This window comes from Aquiflexum lacus, from assembly GCF_015476655.1.
Lineage (GTDB): Bacteria > Bacteroidota > Bacteroidia > Cytophagales > Cyclobacteriaceae > Aquiflexum > Aquiflexum lacus.
The window spans coordinates 15,808-35,734 of record NZ_JABFHF010000019.1; the positions used below are offsets into that span (position 1 = coordinate 15,808).

The 19,927-nt window shown below is 39.3% G+C and carries 18 protein-coding genes; 11 read left to right on the plus strand and 7 right to left on the minus strand.

Features of this window, described 5'->3' with window-relative positions; all coding sequences use genetic code 11:
* Nucleotides 1-110 precede the first annotated feature (110 nt).
* The 7 genes from HMJ38_RS16445 (at nucleotide 111) to HMJ38_RS16475 (ending at nucleotide 6,274) form a co-directional block, all read left to right on the plus strand.
* Nucleotides 111-1,496: a Na(+)-translocating NADH-quinone reductase subunit A gene (locus tag HMJ38_RS16445; RefSeq protein WP_194975518.1), complete on the plus strand. Its 1,386-nt coding sequence runs from the start codon at nucleotides 111-113 to the stop codon at nucleotides 1,494-1,496.
* Nucleotides 1,497-1,501: 5 nt separating this feature from the next.
* Nucleotides 1,502-2,716 carry an NADH:ubiquinone reductase (Na(+)-transporting) subunit B gene (locus HMJ38_RS16450; protein ID WP_194975519.1) on the plus strand — a complete coding sequence of 405 codons (1,215 nt, stop codon included), beginning with the start codon at nucleotides 1,502-1,504 and terminating at the stop codon, nucleotides 2,714-2,716.
* Nucleotides 2,703-3,476, plus strand: a complete 774-nt coding sequence (gene nqrC / locus HMJ38_RS16455; RefSeq protein ID WP_194975520.1) for an NADH:ubiquinone reductase (Na(+)-transporting) subunit C — start codon at nucleotides 2,703-2,705, stop codon at nucleotides 3,474-3,476. The genes HMJ38_RS16450 and nqrC overlap by 14 nt, the downstream gene beginning before the upstream one ends.
* Nucleotides 3,477-3,501: 25 nt before the next feature.
* Entirely contained in the window at nucleotides 3,502-4,185 is a 684-nt protein-coding gene (locus tag HMJ38_RS16460) for an NADH:ubiquinone reductase (Na(+)-transporting) subunit D (protein ID WP_194975521.1), read from the plus strand.
* A 15-nt stretch (nucleotides 4,186-4,200) separates the two neighbouring features.
* On the plus strand, nucleotides 4,201-4,812 hold the full coding sequence (gene nqrE, locus HMJ38_RS16465) for an NADH:ubiquinone reductase (Na(+)-transporting) subunit E (RefSeq protein WP_194975522.1): 612 nt from the start codon (nucleotides 4,201-4,203) through the stop codon (nucleotides 4,810-4,812).
* A 195-nt stretch (nucleotides 4,813-5,007) separates the two neighbouring features.
* Nucleotides 5,008-5,571, plus strand: coding sequence for a DUF502 domain-containing protein (locus tag HMJ38_RS16470; protein WP_194975523.1), 564 nt, complete (start codon nucleotides 5,008-5,010; stop codon nucleotides 5,569-5,571).
* Between the two features lie 76 nt (nucleotides 5,572-5,647).
* Nucleotides 5,648-6,274 (plus strand): 3-keto-disaccharide hydrolase, encoded by a 627-nt coding sequence (locus HMJ38_RS16475; RefSeq protein WP_194975524.1) that lies wholly within the window; start codon nucleotides 5,648-5,650, stop codon nucleotides 6,272-6,274.
* Here HMJ38_RS16475 and selD read toward each other — a convergent pair.
* From selD to dnaE, 4 genes are all read right to left on the minus strand, one after another.
* A complete protein-coding gene (gene selD, locus HMJ38_RS16480; protein ID WP_194975525.1) occupies nucleotides 6,271-7,311 on the minus strand; it encodes a selenide, water dikinase SelD in 1,041 nt (346 codons plus the stop codon). The genes HMJ38_RS16475 and selD overlap by 4 nt on opposite strands.
* A complete protein-coding gene (gene mnmH / locus HMJ38_RS16485; RefSeq protein ID WP_228780101.1) occupies nucleotides 7,312-8,340 on the minus strand; it encodes a tRNA 2-selenouridine(34) synthase MnmH in 1,029 nt (342 codons plus the stop codon).
* A gap of 76 nt (nucleotides 8,341-8,416) precedes the next feature.
* Nucleotides 8,417-8,737 (minus strand): thioredoxin, encoded by a 321-nt coding sequence (gene trxA / locus HMJ38_RS16490; RefSeq protein ID WP_194975526.1) that lies wholly within the window; start codon nucleotides 8,735-8,737, stop codon nucleotides 8,417-8,419.
* A gap of 173 nt (nucleotides 8,738-8,910) precedes the next feature.
* Nucleotides 8,911-13,197 carry a DNA polymerase III subunit alpha gene (dnaE, locus tag HMJ38_RS16495; protein ID WP_194975527.1) on the minus strand — a complete coding sequence of 1,429 codons (4,287 nt, stop codon included), beginning with the start codon at nucleotides 13,195-13,197 and terminating at the stop codon, nucleotides 8,911-8,913.
* Nucleotides 13,198-13,296: 99 nt separating this feature from the next.
* Here dnaE and HMJ38_RS16500 point away from each other — a divergent pair, with 99 nt between their 5' ends.
* A complete protein-coding gene (locus HMJ38_RS16500; RefSeq protein WP_194975528.1) occupies nucleotides 13,297-13,632 on the plus strand; it encodes a nucleotidyltransferase family protein in 336 nt (111 codons plus the stop codon).
* The gene (locus HMJ38_RS16505; RefSeq protein WP_194975529.1) at nucleotides 13,601-13,942 is read left to right on the plus strand and encodes a HepT-like ribonuclease domain-containing protein; all 342 of its coding nucleotides are present in this window, start codon (nucleotides 13,601-13,603) and stop codon (nucleotides 13,940-13,942) included. The genes HMJ38_RS16500 and HMJ38_RS16505 overlap by 32 nt, the downstream gene beginning before the upstream one ends.
* Nucleotides 13,943-14,168: 226 nt before the next feature.
* On the opposite strand, the gene HMJ38_RS16510 is transcribed toward HMJ38_RS16505, so the two are convergent.
* On the minus strand, nucleotides 14,169-15,365 hold the full coding sequence (locus HMJ38_RS16510) for an ATP-binding protein (RefSeq protein ID WP_228780102.1): 1,197 nt from the start codon (nucleotides 15,363-15,365) through the stop codon (nucleotides 14,169-14,171).
* A 98-nt stretch (nucleotides 15,366-15,463) separates the two neighbouring features.
* Between HMJ38_RS16510 and HMJ38_RS16515 the strand changes: the two genes are divergently transcribed.
* Together HMJ38_RS16515 and HMJ38_RS16520 are read left to right on the plus strand one after the other, a co-directional pair.
* Nucleotides 15,464-16,501 carry a sialidase family protein gene (locus tag HMJ38_RS16515; RefSeq protein ID WP_194975531.1) on the plus strand — a complete coding sequence of 346 codons (1,038 nt, stop codon included), beginning with the start codon at nucleotides 15,464-15,466 and terminating at the stop codon, nucleotides 16,499-16,501.
* 204 nt (nucleotides 16,502-16,705) lie between these two features.
* The gene (locus HMJ38_RS16520) at nucleotides 16,706-17,572 is read left to right on the plus strand and encodes a hypothetical protein (RefSeq protein ID WP_194975532.1); all 867 of its coding nucleotides are present in this window, start codon (nucleotides 16,706-16,708) and stop codon (nucleotides 17,570-17,572) included.
* 146 nt (nucleotides 17,573-17,718) lie between these two features.
* On the opposite strand, the gene rsmG is transcribed toward HMJ38_RS16520, so the two are convergent.
* Together rsmG and HMJ38_RS16530 are read right to left on the minus strand one after the other, a co-directional pair.
* Nucleotides 17,719-18,351, minus strand: a complete 633-nt coding sequence (gene rsmG / locus HMJ38_RS16525; RefSeq protein ID WP_194975533.1) for a 16S rRNA (guanine(527)-N(7))-methyltransferase RsmG — start codon at nucleotides 18,349-18,351, stop codon at nucleotides 17,719-17,721.
* A gap of 187 nt (nucleotides 18,352-18,538) precedes the next feature.
* Entirely contained in the window at nucleotides 18,539-19,888 is a 1,350-nt protein-coding gene (locus HMJ38_RS16530; protein ID WP_194975534.1) for a vanadium-dependent haloperoxidase, read from the minus strand.
* Between the last annotated feature and the right edge of the window lie 39 nt (nucleotides 19,889-19,927).

Below are 19,927 nucleotides of genomic sequence, written 5' to 3' on the forward strand. Positions count from 1 at the left end.
AAATAGTCGGTGATCAACCTCACAAATATTCCCAAAATTATCTTCTTATAACTGATCTATTTTATTAGATTTGAGGCGTTTTTCAAAAGACCATACAGTTCAAAAATCATATGTCAAAAACAGTAAAGCTTAAGAAAGGATTCGATATTAAGCTCGTAGGCAAAGCTGAAAAACAGCTTGCAGACTTCAAGCCGTCCAAGACTTTTGCAATCAAGCCTACCGATTTCATCGGGATGCTGAGGCCAAAAGTTACTGTAAACGAGGGAGACGTTGTAAAAGCGGGAACTCCGATTTTGTTCGACAAATCCATGGAAAAGGTTCAATATGTTGCACCAGTTTCCGGAGAAATTGTAGAGATCAAAAGAGGAGATAGAAGAAAATTATTGGAAATAAAGATTCTCGCTGATTCAGAAATCAGTTATGAATCGTTCGATAAATTCTCTGAATCCACGATAAAATCCCTAACCAGGGAAGATGCAATCAACCAAATGACAAAAGGTGGTGTTTGGCCTCAATTAATTCAAAGGCCATTTGGCGTAGTAGCCAATCCTGATGACAACCCAAAATCTATTTTTATATCAGGATTTGATACTCATCCTCTAGCGCCTGATTACGGATTTTTATTGAGTGGAGAAGAAAAATATTTCCAAGCAGGAATTGATATTCTTGGAAAACTCACATCCGGGAAAGTCCACTTAAATGTAAGCGCCGATACAGAATTGCCCTCAGTTTATGCCAATTTGAATGGTGCTGAGCTCAATAAATTCAGTGGACCTCATCCAGCAGGAAATGTAGGAGTCCAGATACACCATCTTGATCCAATTAATAAGAATGACATTGTTTGGACAGTAAAGCCTTATGGGGTTGTACAAATCGGCAAGTTATTTCTTGAAGGACATTACGATGCTTCAAAAGTGATTGCCATTACTGGTTCGAGAGCAAAAAAAGCTGCTTACACCAAAACATTTATTGGTGCTTGTGTGGACACTTTTGTAAACGGTAATATTGGAACTGATGCAAAGTCCGACCTTGCACCTGAAACAAGAATAGTTTCCGGAAATGTCCTTACAGGCGAAAAAATCAATAAAGATGGATATTTGGGTTATTATGATAATCAAATTACCATGTTGCCTGAAGGTGAATATTACGAGTTTCTGGGCTGGATGAAGCCTACTGCAGAAAAATTAAGCTATCATAGAGCATTGGGTCTTCTGTCGTTTCTTAGTCCCAAAAAAGAATTTGTTTTGGATACGAACGTTAGAGGAGAGGAAAGGGCATTTGTACAAACAGGCGTATTTGAAAGTGTAACTCCTATGGACATCTTGCCTGTCTATCTCCTTAAAGCCATCATGGCTGAGGACTTTGATGAAATGGAAGAATTGGGGATATATGAAATAGTGGAAGAAGATCTTGCATTGTGCGAATTTGTAGATGTTTCCAAACACCCAGTACAGGAAATAGTTAGAAAAGGGATAGATTTAATTCAATACAGTTAATCAATATGAAATTTCTAAGAGATCTGTTAGATAAGCAGAAACCTCTTTTTCACAAAGGAGGAAAATTAGAGGGCCTTTATTATGCTTTTGAGGCTGGTGAAACATTTTTGTTTTCGCCAAAGCACACCAACGGTATAAAGGGTGCTCAAGTAAAAGATGCCATCGACCTTAAAAGGATGATGATCACGGTAGTAATTGCAATGATCCCGTGTTTATTATTTGGTATTTACAATACAGGACATCAGCATTTTCTCGCCACAGGCCAAACGGCAGGATTGTGGGAAGATTTTGGACCAAAGTTACTAATTGGACTTGAATTGGTTCTTCCAATCGTAATCGTAGCTTATGCAGCTGGAGGATTAGTTGAAGCAGGATTTGCGGTAATCAGAAAACACCCTATCAATGAAGGCTTTCTTGTTACGGGTATGTTGATTCCTTTGGTTGTGCCTGCAACATTGCCTTTGTGGCAGGTTGCGTTAGCCACTATATTTGCTGTAGTGATTGCAAAGGAAGTTTTTGGTGGAACAGGGATGAATATCCTAAATGTCGCCATGACTGCAAGGGCATTTCTATACTTTGCTTACCCTGCACAAATTTCTGGAGATCAGGTTTGGACCTATCTAGGAGATAAGGCCGCTGTGGATGGTTTCTCTGGAGCGACAGCTTTAGCAGTTGCGTATAATGCAGGTGTGGACGGAGACCCGGTTACTCAGGCATTAGCAGAACATAATACTGCCTTAGGAGATGGAATTTACAGTCTTTCTAATATGTTTATGGGTTGGATTCCAGGTTCAATTGGTGAAACATCCACCTTGATGGCCTTAATAGGTGCATTGATATTGATTGGAACAGGAGTTGCCAGCTGGAAGATCATTGTGAGTGGATTTGCAGGAGCCTATATCATGGGTTTCATCATGAACCTTTTTGCAGTAAATGAATACATGGCTATGGGTCCAGAGTACCATTGGGTAGTTGGAGGCCTTGCATTCGGTATCGTATTCATGGCAACTGACCCAGTTTCAGCTGCACAGACAGAAACTGGAAAATGGATTTATGGATTGCTGATTGGTGTACTTACTGTCATCATTAGGGTTACTAACCCAGCTTATCCGGAGGGTATAATGCTTGCCGTTCTTTTCATGAACGTCTTCGCCCCATTAATTGATTATTATATAGTTAAAGCAAATAAGAACAGGAGGTTACAACGTGCAACAGTCTAACGCTTATATCATCACATTTTCAATAATCCTCACAGTAGTTTTGGGATTGTTGTTGTCAGGAACTTCTCAGGTATTGGGACCTCTTCAGAAAAAAGCAGAGGAATTAGATACCAAGAAGCAAATTTTAGGTGCGGTATTGGAACCTGAAAAACTCAGTGCCATGAATCCCGAAGAAGTACTTTCATTCTACGAAAACAGAATCGCATCTAAGGTAGTGAATATTGAAGGCCTGGAAGTGGAAAATGATGCCGATGGAAATCCCATCGTGGCCGAGAAAGTCAATGTAGCCAAGAACTATAAAATGGCTCCAGAAAACAGGCTTTTCCCTATATTTATGTATCATGCTGACGGAAATCCAGAAGATGTTGAGTCTTATGTTTTTCCAGTCTATGGTTCAGGCCTTTGGGATGAAATCTGGGGATACCTTGCACTTCAAACTGATCTGAATACCATTGAAGGCGTGACATTCTCCCATAAAGGAGAAACACCGGGATTAGGAGCGAGGATTACCAATCAAGGAATTCAACAACGCTATCAAGGAAAGGAGATTTTTGATGAATCCGGAGAACTTCAATCTGTCTATATGCAAAAAGGAGAGGGAAGAGATTATTCTTCAGATAAACATAAAGTAGATGGATTGTCAGGCGCAACAATTACAGCTAATGGAGTCAACGATATGTTGAAGAATTATCTCAACTATTATATTGCTTACATGGAAAAGCAAAAATCCGCCAAAACAGAAATTGCCGCTTTAAATTGATTAAGAACGTTTCATCTTTAAAATAATGAGTACAGAAACAGCACAAGTTGCAGAAGTAAAAAAGCCCGAAGAGGCGCTTCTGTCAAAAAGAAGAAAAAAGTTAGTAACCGATCCATTAATTGACGACAATCCAATTACCATACAGGTATTGGGGATTTGTTCAGCCTTAGCCGTTACTACCCAGCTGCAACCTACATTGGTTATGGCTATATCAGTAATATTTGTTATTGTAATGGCCAACCTTACCATTTCATTATTAAGGAATACTATCCCGACCAGGGTAAGGATTATTGTACAACTCGCTGTAGTAGCCACATTGGTAACTTTGGTAAATGAGTTTTTAAAAGCTTTTGCTTTTGACATGTACAAAGAGCTTTCTGTTTTTGTAGGATTGATCATTACAAACTGTATCGTAATGGGACGTCTCGAGGCATTTGCTTTGGGAAATAAACCATATGATTCAATTTTAGATGGTTTCGGTTCTGCATTGGGTTACGCATGGATTATTCTGGCAGTAGCATTCTTTAGAGAATTACTTGGGTCAGGGTCTTTGTTTGGTGTACCCATCTATGATGCGATATCAGGGTTATTTGGAGAAGATTTCAATTTAGCGACAAATGGCTTGATGGTATCTCCAGTTGGAGCATTTATTATCTTAGGACTGATCATTTGGGTACAGCGTACCAAAACCGGTTATGTTGAACATTAATAACTAAAGACAGACATGGAATTATTTAATTTAGCTATAAAATCAATATTTATTGAAAACATGGTTTTCGCTTACTTTTTGGGAATGTGCTCATTTTTGGCAGTTTCCAAAAAAGTGAGTACGGCTTTAGGTTTGGGTGCTGCAGTTATTTTCGTACTGACGGTAACTGTTCCAACCAACTGGCTTTTGAATGAATTTATTTTAAAAGAAGGTGGGTTATCCTGGTTAGGCGAATCTTTTGCCACAATCGATCTTTCCTTTTTAAGGTTTATTATGTTCATAGCCATTATCGCTGCCATGGTGCAGTTGGTAGAAATGGTTGTTGAAAAATTTGCCCCTGCTCTTTATGGTGCATTGGGAATATTTCTTCCTCTGATTGCAGTAAACTGTGCCATTTTAGGTGGTTCTCTATTTATGGCCACAAGAGACTATACTTTAGCTGAAGCGACAGTTTATGGTTTTGGTTCAGGAACAGGTTTCTTTTTGGCAATCATTGCCCTGGCTGCAATTCGTGAAAAACTGAAATATTCCAATGTTCCTAATGGTCTGAAAGGCTTGGGCATCACCATGCTTTTGACAGGATTAATGGGGATCGCATTTATGTCCTTTATGGGAATTGATTTATAATTTGTCATAAATAAAAAATTAAGCCCTGGAAGAAATTCCGGGGCTTTTTTGTTATTTTTAGTTTACAAACAGTGTGTTCATTTTTACAAATAAAATATTTCCTTAAACTTATCTTTAAGTCCAGAAGAAAGTAACCTTCCCAATTCAGGAATATATCTCCTGATTGTCTATTTTTACATATCTAAAAATCAATTTATGGCCTTTACATACAAAAGATTCCTTACCTATTTCTTCAGAGGGCTACTTTTTGTGGTTCCAATTGCCCTGACCATTTATGTGATAGTATTGATCATTCAGTTTTTGGATGGGATATTACCCATTCCCATTCCGGGATTGGGGATTTTAATCATGCTGGCCTTTATCACTTTTGTTGGTTTTTTGGCAAGTATCTTTATCACAAAACCTCTATTTGAAATATTTGAAAGATGGGTATTTAAAATCCCATTAATTAATATCCTTTATACCAGTATTAAAGACCTAATGTCTGCTTTTGTTGGGGACAAGAAAAAATTCAATATCCCAGTGATCGTAAAACTTTCTGAGGGAATGTCAAGGCTGGGATTTATCACTCAGGATGACCTTTCTGTTTTGGAAGAAGAAAATCTTGTAGCCATTTACTTCCCACATAGTTATAATTTCTCAGGTAATTTATATCTGGTACCTCAAGAAAATGTGCGTATCTTGAAAAATGTAAAGAGCGCTGACATGATGAAATTTATTGTTTCCGGAGGAGTCTCCCTGTTGCCAAAAGTTGAATAACTATCAATAAACATCACCATCGTGATTCTAATTAAATAAAAAAATCAAAACTTAAACCCTAAAACCAAATCAAATCATGAAACGATTCTTAGGCCTATTTACTTTAATCCTTTTCTCTACGGTGGTCTTCGCCCAAGAGGATGGTTGGTTTCCATTGTTCAACGGAAAAAATCTTGACGGTTGGAAAGTTTCAGAAAATCCATCCTCCTTTACTGTGGTGAATGGAGAGATCAAAATAGACGGCCCACGTGCCCACGCTTTTTATGTTGGGGAAGTCAACAATGCAGATTTCAAAAATTTTGAATTCAGTGCTGAAGTAAAAACCATGCCCAAAGCCAATTCAGGAATTTTTTTCCATACCAAATACCAAGAAACCGGTTGGCCGGACAAAGGTTATGAAGTTCAGGTAAACCAAAGTCACAGTGATTGGAGAAAGACAGGCAGTTTATATTCCTTCAATGATGTAAAAGAAGTCTATGTAAAAGATGGGGAATGGTATACCGAACACATCATAGTCAAAGGAGACCATGTAACTGTGAAAATAAACGGTAAAACTGTTATGGAATACATTGAGTCAGAAGACAAGAACAGACCAGAAAATGCAGGTGAAAAGAAAATTGATAGAGGCACTTTTGCATTGCAAGCACATGACCCCGAAAGCGTGATCTATTACAGAAATATCAAAGTAAAAGTCCTTGACTAAAGGACCTTTACACTGACGGCTGATTGGGCATAAAACTCCCCAATCAGCCATGCTTTTTGTTCTTGTTTTTCCAATATAGCTTCAAACTCTTTTTGAAATCCAGGTTCCACAGCGACCAATAAGCCTCCATTGGTCTGAGGATCGCAGAATTTTACCAACTCCATCCCGATAATGCCTTCCGATTTGCTACTGTAGGCATTCCAGTTTCTGTAAGTATTGTCAGGGAAAATAAACTGTGAAATATATTCCTGCACACCATCGATCAATGGAATACCACTTCCTTGGATGTTTGCCGTAAGCCCTGCTCCTTCTGCCATTTCCATCAAATGTCCCAAAATCCCGAAACCTGTCACATCGGTCATGGCATGGACAAAATTCAAATTGCCAAAATCCTTTCCAATGGTATTGATTTGGGTAGCATGTTGGATCATGCTTGCGTAATCCGCTGACTTGATTTTATCCCTTTTCAATGCCGTAGCCAATATGCCAATCCCCAATGGCTTGGTGATATAAATCAAATCTCCTTCACGAGCACCCATATTGGTTTTGATATTCTTCGGATGAACGATCCCATTGACTGACAGCCCAAAGATTGGATCTTTTGCAGCGATACTATGACCCCCCGCCAAAGGGATTCCAGCCAAATGACAAATCTCCCGCCCTCCTTCCAATACTTCTCCTGCCAGTAATGGATCTATTTTTTCTACAGGCCAACTCAAAATTGCATTGGCAAAAACCGGCTTCCCTCCCATCGCGAACACGTCGGACAAAGCATTTGCAGCTGCAATTCTTCCAAAATCAAAAGCATCATCAACAATTGGGGTAAAAAAATCAACTGTATTGATCATGGCTAAATCTTCGCTGATCTGATAAACAGCTGCGTCGTCCTTTGAGGAGTTTCCAACCAAAAGTTTGGGGTCTAGCAAATCAACAGTTTTTCTATTGGCTAGGATACTGTCCAGAACTGCAGGAGGGATTTTGCAGCCACAGCCCGAACCCTCACTGAATTGGGTTAGTTTGATTACTTGGTCTTCCATTTACCTTTTAGTCTTAATATTTAAAAGCTTTTCTATAGCGCCTTCTTGATTTTCATTGCTCAAGTCCAGTTTTACTATTTGATCTCTTTGGTTTTTTTCAAGGTCAAAATCATAAGACTTATCATAATATTGAAGTAAATAATTAATCCAAACTTCGGGCTGATTGTTTTGGATTGCCTCAATGGATTCTGAAGTCCTCAGACCTCCCAGTTTTTTTTGAAGTCTACCAACCGCAGCAATAAGATCACCCTTTGGCAATGAAGCATATTCCTCTTGTATATGTGATATCCTTTGAACCAAAGATTTATGGATTTCAACCAAAGGAGCATTTATAATTGATGCGTACAATTCATTTGCAAGAATCACTTTGCCTATTCTCCTACTTTCATTTTCAATCCATATAGTAGCTCCCTTTGGGATTTTAAAAAACTCTTCAGCTAAAAGATTCTCAAATTGCTCAATACTTGGCTGTGGACGCATTCCAATCCCTCCAAAAGACGATCCTTTATGTCCTGCGAGGGATTCAAGATCTATAACATGCTCTCCTGATTCCTTAAGCAATTTTAAAAGTCTGGTTTTGCCCACACCTGTTTTCCCACCTAGAGTCAAAAAATCCCTTTTTTCCCTGACGGTCACATAAGTATATGTACGATAAGACTTATACCCTCCTTTTAATCGGAAAATTTCAAAACCAGCCATTCCCAATAACCAAGAAAGTATCTCACTTCTCATTCCACCTCGCCAACAATAAATCAATACTTTTCTCTCCGGAAAAAGATCTAAAGCATTTTTGATAATCAAATGGAATCTCGGACCAACAAGCTCAAAACCTTCTATGACTGCCTGCTGATTTCCTTGCTGCTTGTAGGTAGTCCCAATTATTTTTCTTTCCTCATTATTCAGAATGGGCAAGTTGATGGCTCCGGGAATGTGGCTTTTCCCGTACTCCATTTCGCTTCTTGCATCTATAATGGGTGCTGTTTTCCTCAATTCCAGAAATTCTTCCAGCCCGATCTGTACCTCTTTCATTAAATTGAATTTGGTTAAAAATAAAAATAGCCACAAAGAATGAATCTTTGTGGCTACTACTTGAAATATTCAAATATTATAATTGTGCGTCAAGTTTTTGGGCCAATACAGCTTTTGGAACTGCTCCAACCTGTTTGTCCACGATTTCACCACCTTTGAAGAACAAAAGGGTGGGGATACTTCTGATGCCGAATTGTTGTGCAACACCAGGGTTAGCGTCTACATCAACTTTGCCGATGATGGCTTTGCCATCGTAATCTCCGGCCAATTCTTCTACCAAGGGTCCGATCATCTTACAGGGGCCACACCATTCTGCCCAAAAATCGACCAAGATGGGCTGGTCAGAATTCATTATTTCCTTAAAATTTGCGTCAGTAATTTCTATTGCTTTTGCCATTGTAATATATTTTTAATTTGTTTCTTGAATTTCTAAATATAGTAGGTAAGTGTATTCACTGCTAATAAGTTCCTCAACTGGATTAAATATGATTGATAAAATCTATGGCACATATTTAAATTTATACCAAGACTATTCATACCATGACTCAAAGTCGTGGCATGAATTTGATACTATAAAATTTGATAAACCACTTCCGGAATCTGCCCCAAATCATTGATCATTTCATTAGAGGGATCTACTGTGAATTTTTTAGACATCAAGTCCAAAGTAATGTTTTCCTTGCTGTCAATGACATTGATATACAACTTTGCTTCGCCTTTATACTTTTGGGTAATCGTCTCCAATTTTTCCATCAGATCCAGAGTCAGGTCATCTAAGTCAATATTGACCCGCAACCCTTTGATCATTTTGCCCCTCACCTCATTGAGCAATAAAATGGTGTTGATCTTGAATTCAAACTCATTTTCCTTCCATTTATTGGGATGTACAGAACCTGTAAGGTACAAAAACCATCCCGTCATAAAATATTCTTTGAACCGGATATAATCCTCGCCGAATAAAAAGAAGGTATGTCCGCCATGGTAATCTTCCATGGTCAGCGTACCGAAAGGTTTTCCTGTTTTTGTGGTCCGATGGGCAAAAGTGGTTACCATCCCTGCTGCTTTGATTTCACCTTTCTTCCTCAATGAATCCATATCAGGAAATTCCGTCATGGGTGTATTGGTAAAGGATTCTATTTCTACCCTGAACTGATCCAAAGGATGCCCTGAAATATATAGACCGACCACTTCCTTTTCAATGTTGAGTTGTTGCAACTGACTGAAAGGTTCAAGAGGGGGCACAGAAGGTAGCGGCACTTCCATACCGGCACCACCACCGAATAAACTCACCTGTGAGCTATCCGCTTCCTGTTGTACCTTCTGAGCATATTTAACTGCCTTTTCCAGCAAATTGGCATCTCCATCAGCCGCCTCCAGATATTGCCTTCTGTGGTGCTCAGGAAAGCAATCAAAACCTCCTGCCATCGCCAATGCCTCTAAGGTTTTTTTGTTGACTGCCCTTGAATTGACTCTTTTACAAAACTCAAAGATATTCTTGTAAGTACCTGATTTCTCTCTTTCGGCAATAATTGCCTCCACTGCAGCTCCTCCAGCACCTTTGATTGCCGCAAGACCAAATCTAATCTGACCTTCTTTGTTGACAGTGAATCCACTGTTAGACTCATTGATATCAGGTCCCAATACTGCTATTCCACCACGCTTGCATTCTTCCATAAAGAACGTCACTTGGGTAATGTCATTCATGTTGTTGCTCAACACCGAAGCCATATACTCCGCAGGGTAGTGGGCTTTGAGGTAGGCAGTTTGATAAGCAATCCAAGCGTAACAGGTCGAGTGGGATTTATTGAATGCATAGGAAGCAAAAGCTTCCCAATCCGTCCAGATTTTTTCCAGTTTTTTGGCATCATGTCCTTTTGATGCGGCTTGCTCGACAAACTTGGGTTTCATCTTATCCAAAACATCCTTCTGCTTTTTCCCCATTGCTTTACGGAGGACATCTGCCTCACCTTTGGTAAAACCAGCCAGCTTTTGAGAAAGCAACATCACCTGTTCCTGATAGACAGTGATGCCATAAGTTTCCTCAAGGTATTCCTTCATATCCTCAAGGTCATACGCAATTGGTTCTGTGCCATGCTTTCTTTTGATAAATGAAGGAATGTAGGCCAATGGGCCGGGTCTATACAAAGCATTCATGGCAATTAAATCCCCAAAAACCGTAGGCTTAAGATCCCTCATGTGCTTTTGCATCCCTGGAGATTCATATTGAAAAATACCAACTGTTTCACCCCTTTGAAATAACTCATATGTCTTGACGTCATCCATAGGAAAACTGTCCGGATCAAGTTCAATCCCATGCCTTTGCTTGACAATCCTGACAGCATCTTTGATCAGTGTCAGGGTTTTCAAACCCAAAAAATCCATTTTCAACAGACCGGCACTTTCCACCACTGAGTTATCAAACTGTGTACATACCATATCAGAATCCTTGGCCAATGCCACAGGAACATAATCTGTTATATCTCCAGGTGTGATGATAACACCACAGGCATGAATCCCCAAATTCCTTACGGAGCCTTCAAGTATGGTAGCTTGATTGATGGTTTTGGACAGTTCATCATGCCCTTTGGAAATACGGATAAGCTCATCGGCCTTACCCAAATCCTCCCCGTTTCCTTTGAGTTTGTCGGCTAACTTTGCCCGATCCTTTGTCAGATCAAAAAGTGCTTTCAATTTGATATCCGGTACCAATTTGGCCAATTTATCTGCTTCGGATAAAGGTAAGTTCAAAACCCTTGCCGTATCCCTGATCGCCGATTTGGCTGCCATGGTACCATAAGTAATGATTTGAGCTACTTGGTTGGATCCATATTTATTGATCACATAGTCGATGACTTTTTGACGGCCTTCGTCATCAAAGTCAATATCAATATCGGGAAGGGAAACCCTATCCGGATTCAGGAATCTCTCAAATAGTAGATCATAAGCAATTGGATCCACATTGGTGATTCTTGTACAATAAGCGACAGCTGAACCAGCGGCTGAACCCCTACCCGGCCCTACCGATACGCCCATTTCCCGAGCAGCGCCTGTAAAATCCTGAACAATCAAAAAATATCCGGGATATCCGGTATTTTCAATGGTTGCCAATTCAAAGTCTAGCCTTTCCCTGATTTCTTCAGTAAGTTCAGGATATCGTTTTTTCGCTCCTTCATACGTGAGGTATCTCAAGTAGGCATTTTCACCTCTTTTACCCCCATCCTCCTCATCCATGGGATCTTTAAACTCTTCAGGAATATCAAATTTGGGGAGCAAAACTTCTCTTGCCAGTTTATAGGTTTCGATCTTATTGACTATTTCATTGGTACAGGCAATTGCCTCAGGAAGATCTGCGAAGAGTTTTTTCATCTCCTCGGGACTCTTCAGGTAGAATTCATCATTGGGAAAACCATAGCGGAATTCCCTCCCACGTTTTCCTACATACTTTTTGGGTTTCTCTACCAACTCCCCGTCTTTTACACAAAGCAGAATATCATGTGCCTTGGCATCTACCTTATGGTTGTAATAGGTGTTATTTGCAGCAAAATATTTGACACCATATTTTTCAGCAAAATGGAGTAAAACCTCATTGACCTTTTCCTCCTCAGGAATGCCATGCCTGTTTAACTCTACATAAAAATCCTCTCCAAATTGCTCTTTCCACCAAATAAAGGCTTCTTCAGCTTGAGTATCCCCAACATTCAAAATCAAGTAAGGGATTTCTCCCCAAAGTCCGCCAGTAGTGGCAATCAAATCTCCTTTATACTGTTCCAATAGTACCCTGTCAATCCTGGGCAGGTAGTAATATCCCTGAATATTGGCATAGGAGGACAACTTGGCCAGGTTATGGTAACCAGCTTTGTTTTTTGCTAAAAGGACAGTTTGATAGCCATCGTCTTTTTGGCTTTTATTATTTCTGTCATTGGTCAAGTTAAATTCACATCCTATGATCGGTTTGATATCATGGGCCAATGCAGTCTTTACAAAATTAAATGCCGCCATCATGTTGCCGTGGTCTGTCATGGCTATGGCGGGCATCTTCATCTGCTTGGCCAAGGCAATCATAGCCGGGATTTCCGAGGTAGCCTGCAAGACGGAATATTGAGTGTGCACATGCAAATGGGAAAAAGGCATATCCGTCATATCGGATATATCCGCTGTTCCCGCTGCTTTCAATACGTCTTTGGCAGCTATTTTCTGTTCATCCTTGGCATTGGCAAAATTGGCAATGTCCAGTTTTGGAGCCTCGTAAATGACTTCAGATACTTCCACTCCTTTTGCAGGTGCCAATACCTTCTGGGTAATCAGTCCAAAGAAACATTTGGCAGTAGCATCCACATCATATGCTGCATCGTGGGCATCTGCGAATCCGTTCCCAAAAAGTTTATGGTGAAGTTCAGTCAAGGTAGGCCATTTGAATTTTCCACCTTTACCTCCGGGCAATGCACAGAAATCCGTAGAGATATCCTTGGTATCCAATTCCTTCATTTCGCGAAGTTTCATTGGAACTCCCTTTCTCAAAAATTCAGAACCCACCACATTGATATCAAAACCGATGTTATGCCCGACTAAATAATTTGCCTTTTCTACATCTTCATGAAAAATCGCCAGCACTTTTTCCAATTCATGCCCTTCTTTCTTGGCCCTTGCCGTGGATATCCCGTGTACTTTTTCTGCATTGTAGGGAATGGTAAAACCCTCCGGCCTGACAATAAAATTGTTGTTGGAAAGTAACTTGCCTTTGGCATCATGAAGCTGCCAGGCAATCTGAACCAATCGTGGCCAATTGTCCAAGTCGGTCATCGGGGCATTATAATTCCTTGGTAATCCGGTGGTTTCGGTATCAAAAATAATGTACATGCTCAATTGTCAATTTTAGGTCTTCCAAATTAACACATATAAGCGTGGGGTACTAAGTCAGTGGCGGAAATTGTCGGGAAAAATTTACTAAATTTGAAAATGGACTTATCGACACTGATAAAGGAAAGGTACATTGACTTTATAGACTTATGCCGCTCGCATAAAGTTGCTAATATCTATGCTTTTGGTTCATCCATTACGGATCATTTTGATCCAAAAACCAGCGATATTGACCTTGTAGTTACCATTGATATTGACGATCCAGCTGATCGAGGAGAGGCATTAATTTCCTTGTGGGACAATCTCGAAGTACTTTTTGGTAGAAAAGTGGATCTATTGACAGAAGATTCTATACGAAACCCATATCTCAAATCAAATATCGACAGAACAAAAAAACTGATCTATGACGGAAAAAGAGAAAAAGTTTTTGTCTGATATTTTTACTTCAATTACTCTAATTGAAGAATTTATTATGGATCTGGGGTCATTTGCTGAATATCAAAAAGACCTTAAGACAAAAGGAGCAGTAGAACGCCATTTGGGAATTATTGGAGAAGCAGTAAATAAGTTTTTGAAGGAGTCAAAAACAAATAAGCTTAAAAATGCCTCGCATATAATTAGCCTGAGAAATAGATTAATTCATTCTTATGACAATATTGATGATTCTATCATTTGGTCAATTATAACCAGAAATCTGGGATCCCTTAAAGATGAAGTGTTAGAATCTATTGGAAAATCAACATGAAACTAATCGGGACATCAACTCAATTATCCAAAGAGGTTAAGCGGTTAATGCGATCATACAATAATTTTTTAAGGCAATAGTCTAACCCTACTTTGTCAAATTAAACATTGTTAAAAGAAACCTACCAGGTTTATTAACTGTACATGCAAAGGATTAACAGTTTAAAGGTTATAAAACCTGGCAGGTTTTAGCCCTTTCCCAAACATGACAAAGTAGGGGTAATCCCTCAATACAAAAACCCAAAAAGATACAATGGGATTTTATTGCCCAATCCGTATTCCAAATCATCTGCAGCGATGAATGAATCGGGGAGGTTTGCGATTTGGGAAAAGTCTTTGTTTTTGCCGCCAACCTCAAATACATACCTGTCATTGATCAAAAAATCACCTTGTTGAGGATACGTGACGGAATGGCCACTGTTAGCCAATTGGTTATAAAAAAATGTTTCCCTAACATTTCCCTTGTTTTGATTTTCATGTGCCAATGCGTAAATGAGGTTGGTGTTGGACAGGAAGATTTTATCAGGCTTATTCATCATACTGACCCCATGGGAAGAATTTCTTAGGTTCCTGATCAATCTTGAAGTTTCCAACAGATGCAGCAATTCCAAAAGTCTTGGTCTGGTGGTTTCGGTTTTTTCTGCCAATTTGGTAATGTTCGGGCTAAAAGGGACTGCGGTTGAAAGGATATAAAGCAACTTTTTCAGTTTTGCCTGGGTCGACGTGGAGATGTCCTTGCCCTCGGGAAGGTCATAATCAATAATGACATTGATCAATTGGTTGATTTTGGTGATATAATCTTTTTCTCCTTCTTTGAAGAATGGGTAAGCTCCGTAATGCAAATATTGTTCAAACTGGGCTAAAGGATGCGGTAAAACATTCGTTACCTTGCTTGAAATTTCTTGATGATTCTGAAGGAGGTTTAGAAAGTCTATTGGAGGAATATCAATTTGAAGCTTAAGTCCCAGGTATTCCCTGAATGACAATTCCGATAGTTCATAGTATACCAGTCTCCTGCTAAGGTCAATTTGGGACTTTTGAAGGGGGAGTATGGAAGAACCTGAGATAACCAATTTCAATTCAGGATAAAAATCATACAGGTTTTTGACCGCTGCCTGCCAATCCCCATACTTGTGCACTTCATCCAAAAATAGATACTTCCCTCCCAACTGCAGAAACCTCTCCGCTACTTCAACAAGATCATTCTGCTTGAAATAGAGGTCATCCAAGGAAATATAAAGAGATTGGGTTACTGGTAAATTCTCTTTCAAATATTGAAGCATAAGCGTAGATTTACCTGTACCCCTTGCGCCAAGGATACATATTGCTCTTGCCTCCCAATTGATTTGATGGTAGAGATTTCTTTTAAAGTCCAAATTGATAGACTTCAAAAGGTTTTGATATCTTGATATTAATGATTCCATTGTATCTTCAAAGGTACAAATTTAATAAATATTTGTATTTTTGAAAATACATATTTATTCATTTTTCGTATCTTCAAAAGTACAATTTCAAAATACCTATGAAAAAACTTATTCTTGCATCCCTTTATTCCCTCTGCTTTGGGACTTTTGCCCAGAATGTCAACTTACAGGTAGTATCCGATGAATTCATCTTTGGGGATAACCGTCCTTTTGCCCAATGCCATGCTTCCTCCATCGAAAGTCTGGGGGAAGGGAATTATATGATCGTTTGGTTTGCAGGTACCAGAGAGAAGGATGATGATGTAGGGATTTGGTTTTCAAAAGGCAGTCCCGGCAGTTGGTCTCCTCCAAAAATGTTGGTCAAAGTAAGGGAAGATGCCCATTGGAATCCTGTACTTTTTAATGCCCCGGACGGGAGGCTTCATCTGTATTTCAAAGTGGGAAAGGAAATCGATGATTGGGAAACCTGGGTAATGTATTCTGAAGATAGGGGGAGCACTTGGACTCAGGCTGTAGAGTTAGTCGAAGGGGACAAGGGCGGCAGAGGTCCAGTAAGAAACCATATGCTGGTTCTTTCTGACGGAACATGGCTAGCACCTGCCTCAATCGAAAAAAACAGAGTATGGAATGCTTTTGTGGACCGGTCCGAAGATGGCGGAAGTACTTGGCTGAATACAGAAACGCTGATTTTGGACCGTAGTATTATTACAGGAGAGGGAGTAATACAACCAGCATTATGGGAATCTAAACCTGGACATATTCATATGCTGCTGAGAACCTCAGCTGGAAGAATCGGGAGAAGTGACTCCAAGGACAATGGATTTACATGGTCACCAGTAGAATTGACCGATCTTCCCAATAATAACAGCGGCATAGATTTGGTCAAAATCCAAGATGAGACCATTGCTTTGGTCTATAATCCGGTCGGTGAAAATTGGGGCAAGCGCTATCCCATGCAATTGGCCATTTCATTTGACAATGGTAATTCTTGGCCCATCAAAGAAGTGATTGAATCCGGGGAAGGTAACAATGAGTTTTCTTATCCTTCAATCATTTATGAAGATGGCCATTTGATTTTTTGCTATACTTGGAACCGGGAAAAAATTAAGTTTGTGAAAATCAAAGTATCATTCTAAAAACCGAACATATGAATATGGATTAAATTAAATCAAAAAAGGTTTTATTTACCCTGAAAATCTCAAAACGAGCAGAATTTTCATTTTTCTATCTTTAAATTGTGATTTTTAAAAAAAAAACGTTAAAATTAAACGGGATTTTATAAGACCCTCATAATGAACCATTTCAAATTTTATTGAGCTTTTAACACCAATTAAATTGCCATGAAGTATTTATTTAACAAAGTATCACCTCTGGTTTTCGTTTTATTATTCGTATTTATTACCAGTTCTTTTGCTCAGGATAAAATCACTTTATTGAGCGGAGAGGTTAAAGAGGGGATAATAACAGGAATTACAGATACGGTTATTAAACTTAGGTATGCCGGAGAAGATTTTGACAATGAAATCGGTAAAAAGAATGTTGAAAAAATAGAATTCTCCAGTGGAAGAGTGGAAATCATCAACAGTCAATCTGGAAGCCAATCTAAAGTCCCCAATAAGCAAACAGTACCAAGTGGCGACTTTAGCACAAAAAATAAAATTGCTGTATTGCCATTTGAGTTTGTCACCAATGATCCCGGAATGACGGTCGAATCCATGAGAATCCTCACCCAAAACAACACCGCTAATATTGTTAAAAAGGAATATGAGCTATTGTCACTTCAGGATCCCATGACTACCAATGCTATTCTGACCAAAAACAATATCAATCACAATAATATATCCGGTTTTGCCCCCAATGAAATTGCCCAAATATTGGGTGTTGAATTTGTGATTTTTGGAATGCTAAATATTGTTAACAAAGGTTCTACTACCCATGGCTCAACGGTTACATCCTATAAGGAAAAAGAAAGCAATAACTCTCAGAATGACAAGAAAAACTCAGCAGGAAAGGCTGTTTCCTCAAATTCATCTAGCACGAAATTGAATTATGACACCACTGTTGATTTTAGGTTGTTTAATGATCGGGGAGAAAACCTTTACTCAGAATCAAGACACGCCTTTGGCAGCAGTGTAGATTCATATACAGGAAGTATTCAGTATATGGTAAGAAGGACTCCCTTTGGATCTAAATATGGTAAAAAATAGTTTCAGATATCAAAATCACCCTTGGACCCCCGATTCTCCGAACAAGCTTTGACTCTTGTTTCTTGATTCTTGTTTCTTGTTTCTTGTTTCTCCCTTCTTGTCTCTTAGCTCTTCATCCTTTTTCCTTCATCCCTCATCCTTCCCCATCACCTTTTCCCTTCCCAAGGAACATAGACCACCTTTTTGGTTTCAAAAAATTCCTCATTGAAGTAATCATCCAAATGATAGGATACGTAACTTAAGTCCCTTTCTTCCATTTCCTCGTCCACATCCCCACCTTTGAGCAGTAGCATGCCATTCTGGAATTCATTGAAATCTTCTCTTTTGAATTTCCCTTTGACCCATGGAAGGAAATTGGCGAATCTGGTAACTGCCCTACTGACAATAAAATCATACCTTCTTACCAAATCTTCAGCCCTAGTTTGTTGGGCTTCTACATTTGTAAGTTGGAGTTGTCTGGCCACATCTTTGACCACAGTTATTTTTTTGCCAATGGAATCCACCAAATGAAAATGGGTGTCGGGAAATAAAATGGCCAACGGAATCCCTGGGAAACCACCTCCGGTACCGATATCCAATATTTTTGTCCCTGGCTTGAATTCAATCACCTTGGCAATTCCCAAAGAATGAAGCACATGCTTTTCATAGAAATGCTCCATGTCTTTCCTGCTGATCACATTGATCTTCTCATTCCATTCTTCATGAATGGGTTTGAGTTTGGTAAATTTCTCTAGCTGCTCAAGAGTGAGGTCAGGAAAGTACTTTAGGATAATGTCCATGAATTTGATTTTTATTTAAACCACAAAATTAAGAGATAAATTTGATATCGATGATTGGACTGAGGAATTAAAGGATATGTATATGTCTTCTAAAAAGCCCAAATGTTTGAAAATTTTGAAATGAAAATAAAGAAGGCTGCCAATTAAATTGGACAGCCTCTTCAAAGATTTTCTTTAAGCACTTCACCTATTCCACTTTTGCAAGATTTTCATTTTTTGTAGAAACCCTGCCCAGAAGATGATGGCCTACCTTTTGGCCTTTGGTTGCGCCATTGACAATCGCAGGCATGTAATGGATTCCTCCATACAATCTACTGATTGCTGCTTCATCTGCTGCCTGTCTAAATGAATCAAATTCCCTTACTGGCAGTCCATAAGCCACTTCAGTCGAATCTACAAAATGAAATGGCTCGCCAAAAAGTTTGGTCAAAGTTTCAGCAGCGGCATTGGAAATAACAGAATGTCCACTTGTATATTCAGGAAAAGGTGGCGTTTGTAAAAGCGGCAACCACTCCTCGTCAATGTATTTGTTGATGTATGTCTCAGGTCTGATCAAAACACTTCTGTATTTCTCATCCCAACAGGCAATAAAACCATCGAACAATGCAACTCCTGTCATTGCCAAAGTTTCGGCTGTACCCTTCCAGTCCTGACCAGCTGTTTTGGAGGATATGGCCGCAATCCCCATCCAGTGTCCACCGGGAGTGATTTTCTTTTCAGCAAACATGACGTGGCCCTTGACATTAACTTTATAAGGATTGCAATCCCAAAACATGGCAATGTCTTTTTGCTCAGCAGAAAGATTTTGGGTAGTCACAAAAACTTCCTCGGCTTCTTTAAAAAACTGACTGCTTTTATCACTTGAAAATTCAGTGGGGGGAGCAGATTTGTATTGTCCTGCTGAGTCCAGTGCAAATGACCTGATTTTATTCCAATGAGGCTCTATACCTTCCATATAAGCGGGGGGGGTAGGCTGCCAGGTATTTGGAGCATTGCTCACCGTGTATTTTTCAAAAGAGCGGCTTTGGTGGTAATTGTCTTTTTTACTGTATGCAATCACATGGTCCGCTACTTCCTCACCCAATTGAACAGACCGATTGAAAACTTTCTTGGGAATTCCTTTTGACTTGATTTCTTTCAATGCCTCCTCCTTATGAGTATCCATCTTTTCCTCAGAAAAAATCAATGCAGTGGCCACCTTATAATAGGCGATCAAAGAGGCCAAAGGAAAATAAATTTCACCTTCAGTGTCAAATTCAGTGGATTCAAAACCATTCAATTGACCCATCAGACTCTTGTATTGGGGATCAGCCAAAACTGCTACTTCGTAGGCGGCTATGGATGGATAGGCATAAATCCTACTGGCTACAGGAGGGGAAAAAATATCGTGAATGATGACATTGGTCAATCTGATTTGAGCAGCAGTTTGGTAGGAACCATCTGTTATGATTTCCTGATAATCACTATTGTCCTGACAGGCTACAATACCAGCAATGAGTGATAAAGTGAAAAGAAATTTTGGGAAGATATTTTTCATTATGAGGCAATTCTTATACAATAGGACTTCAAATTTAAC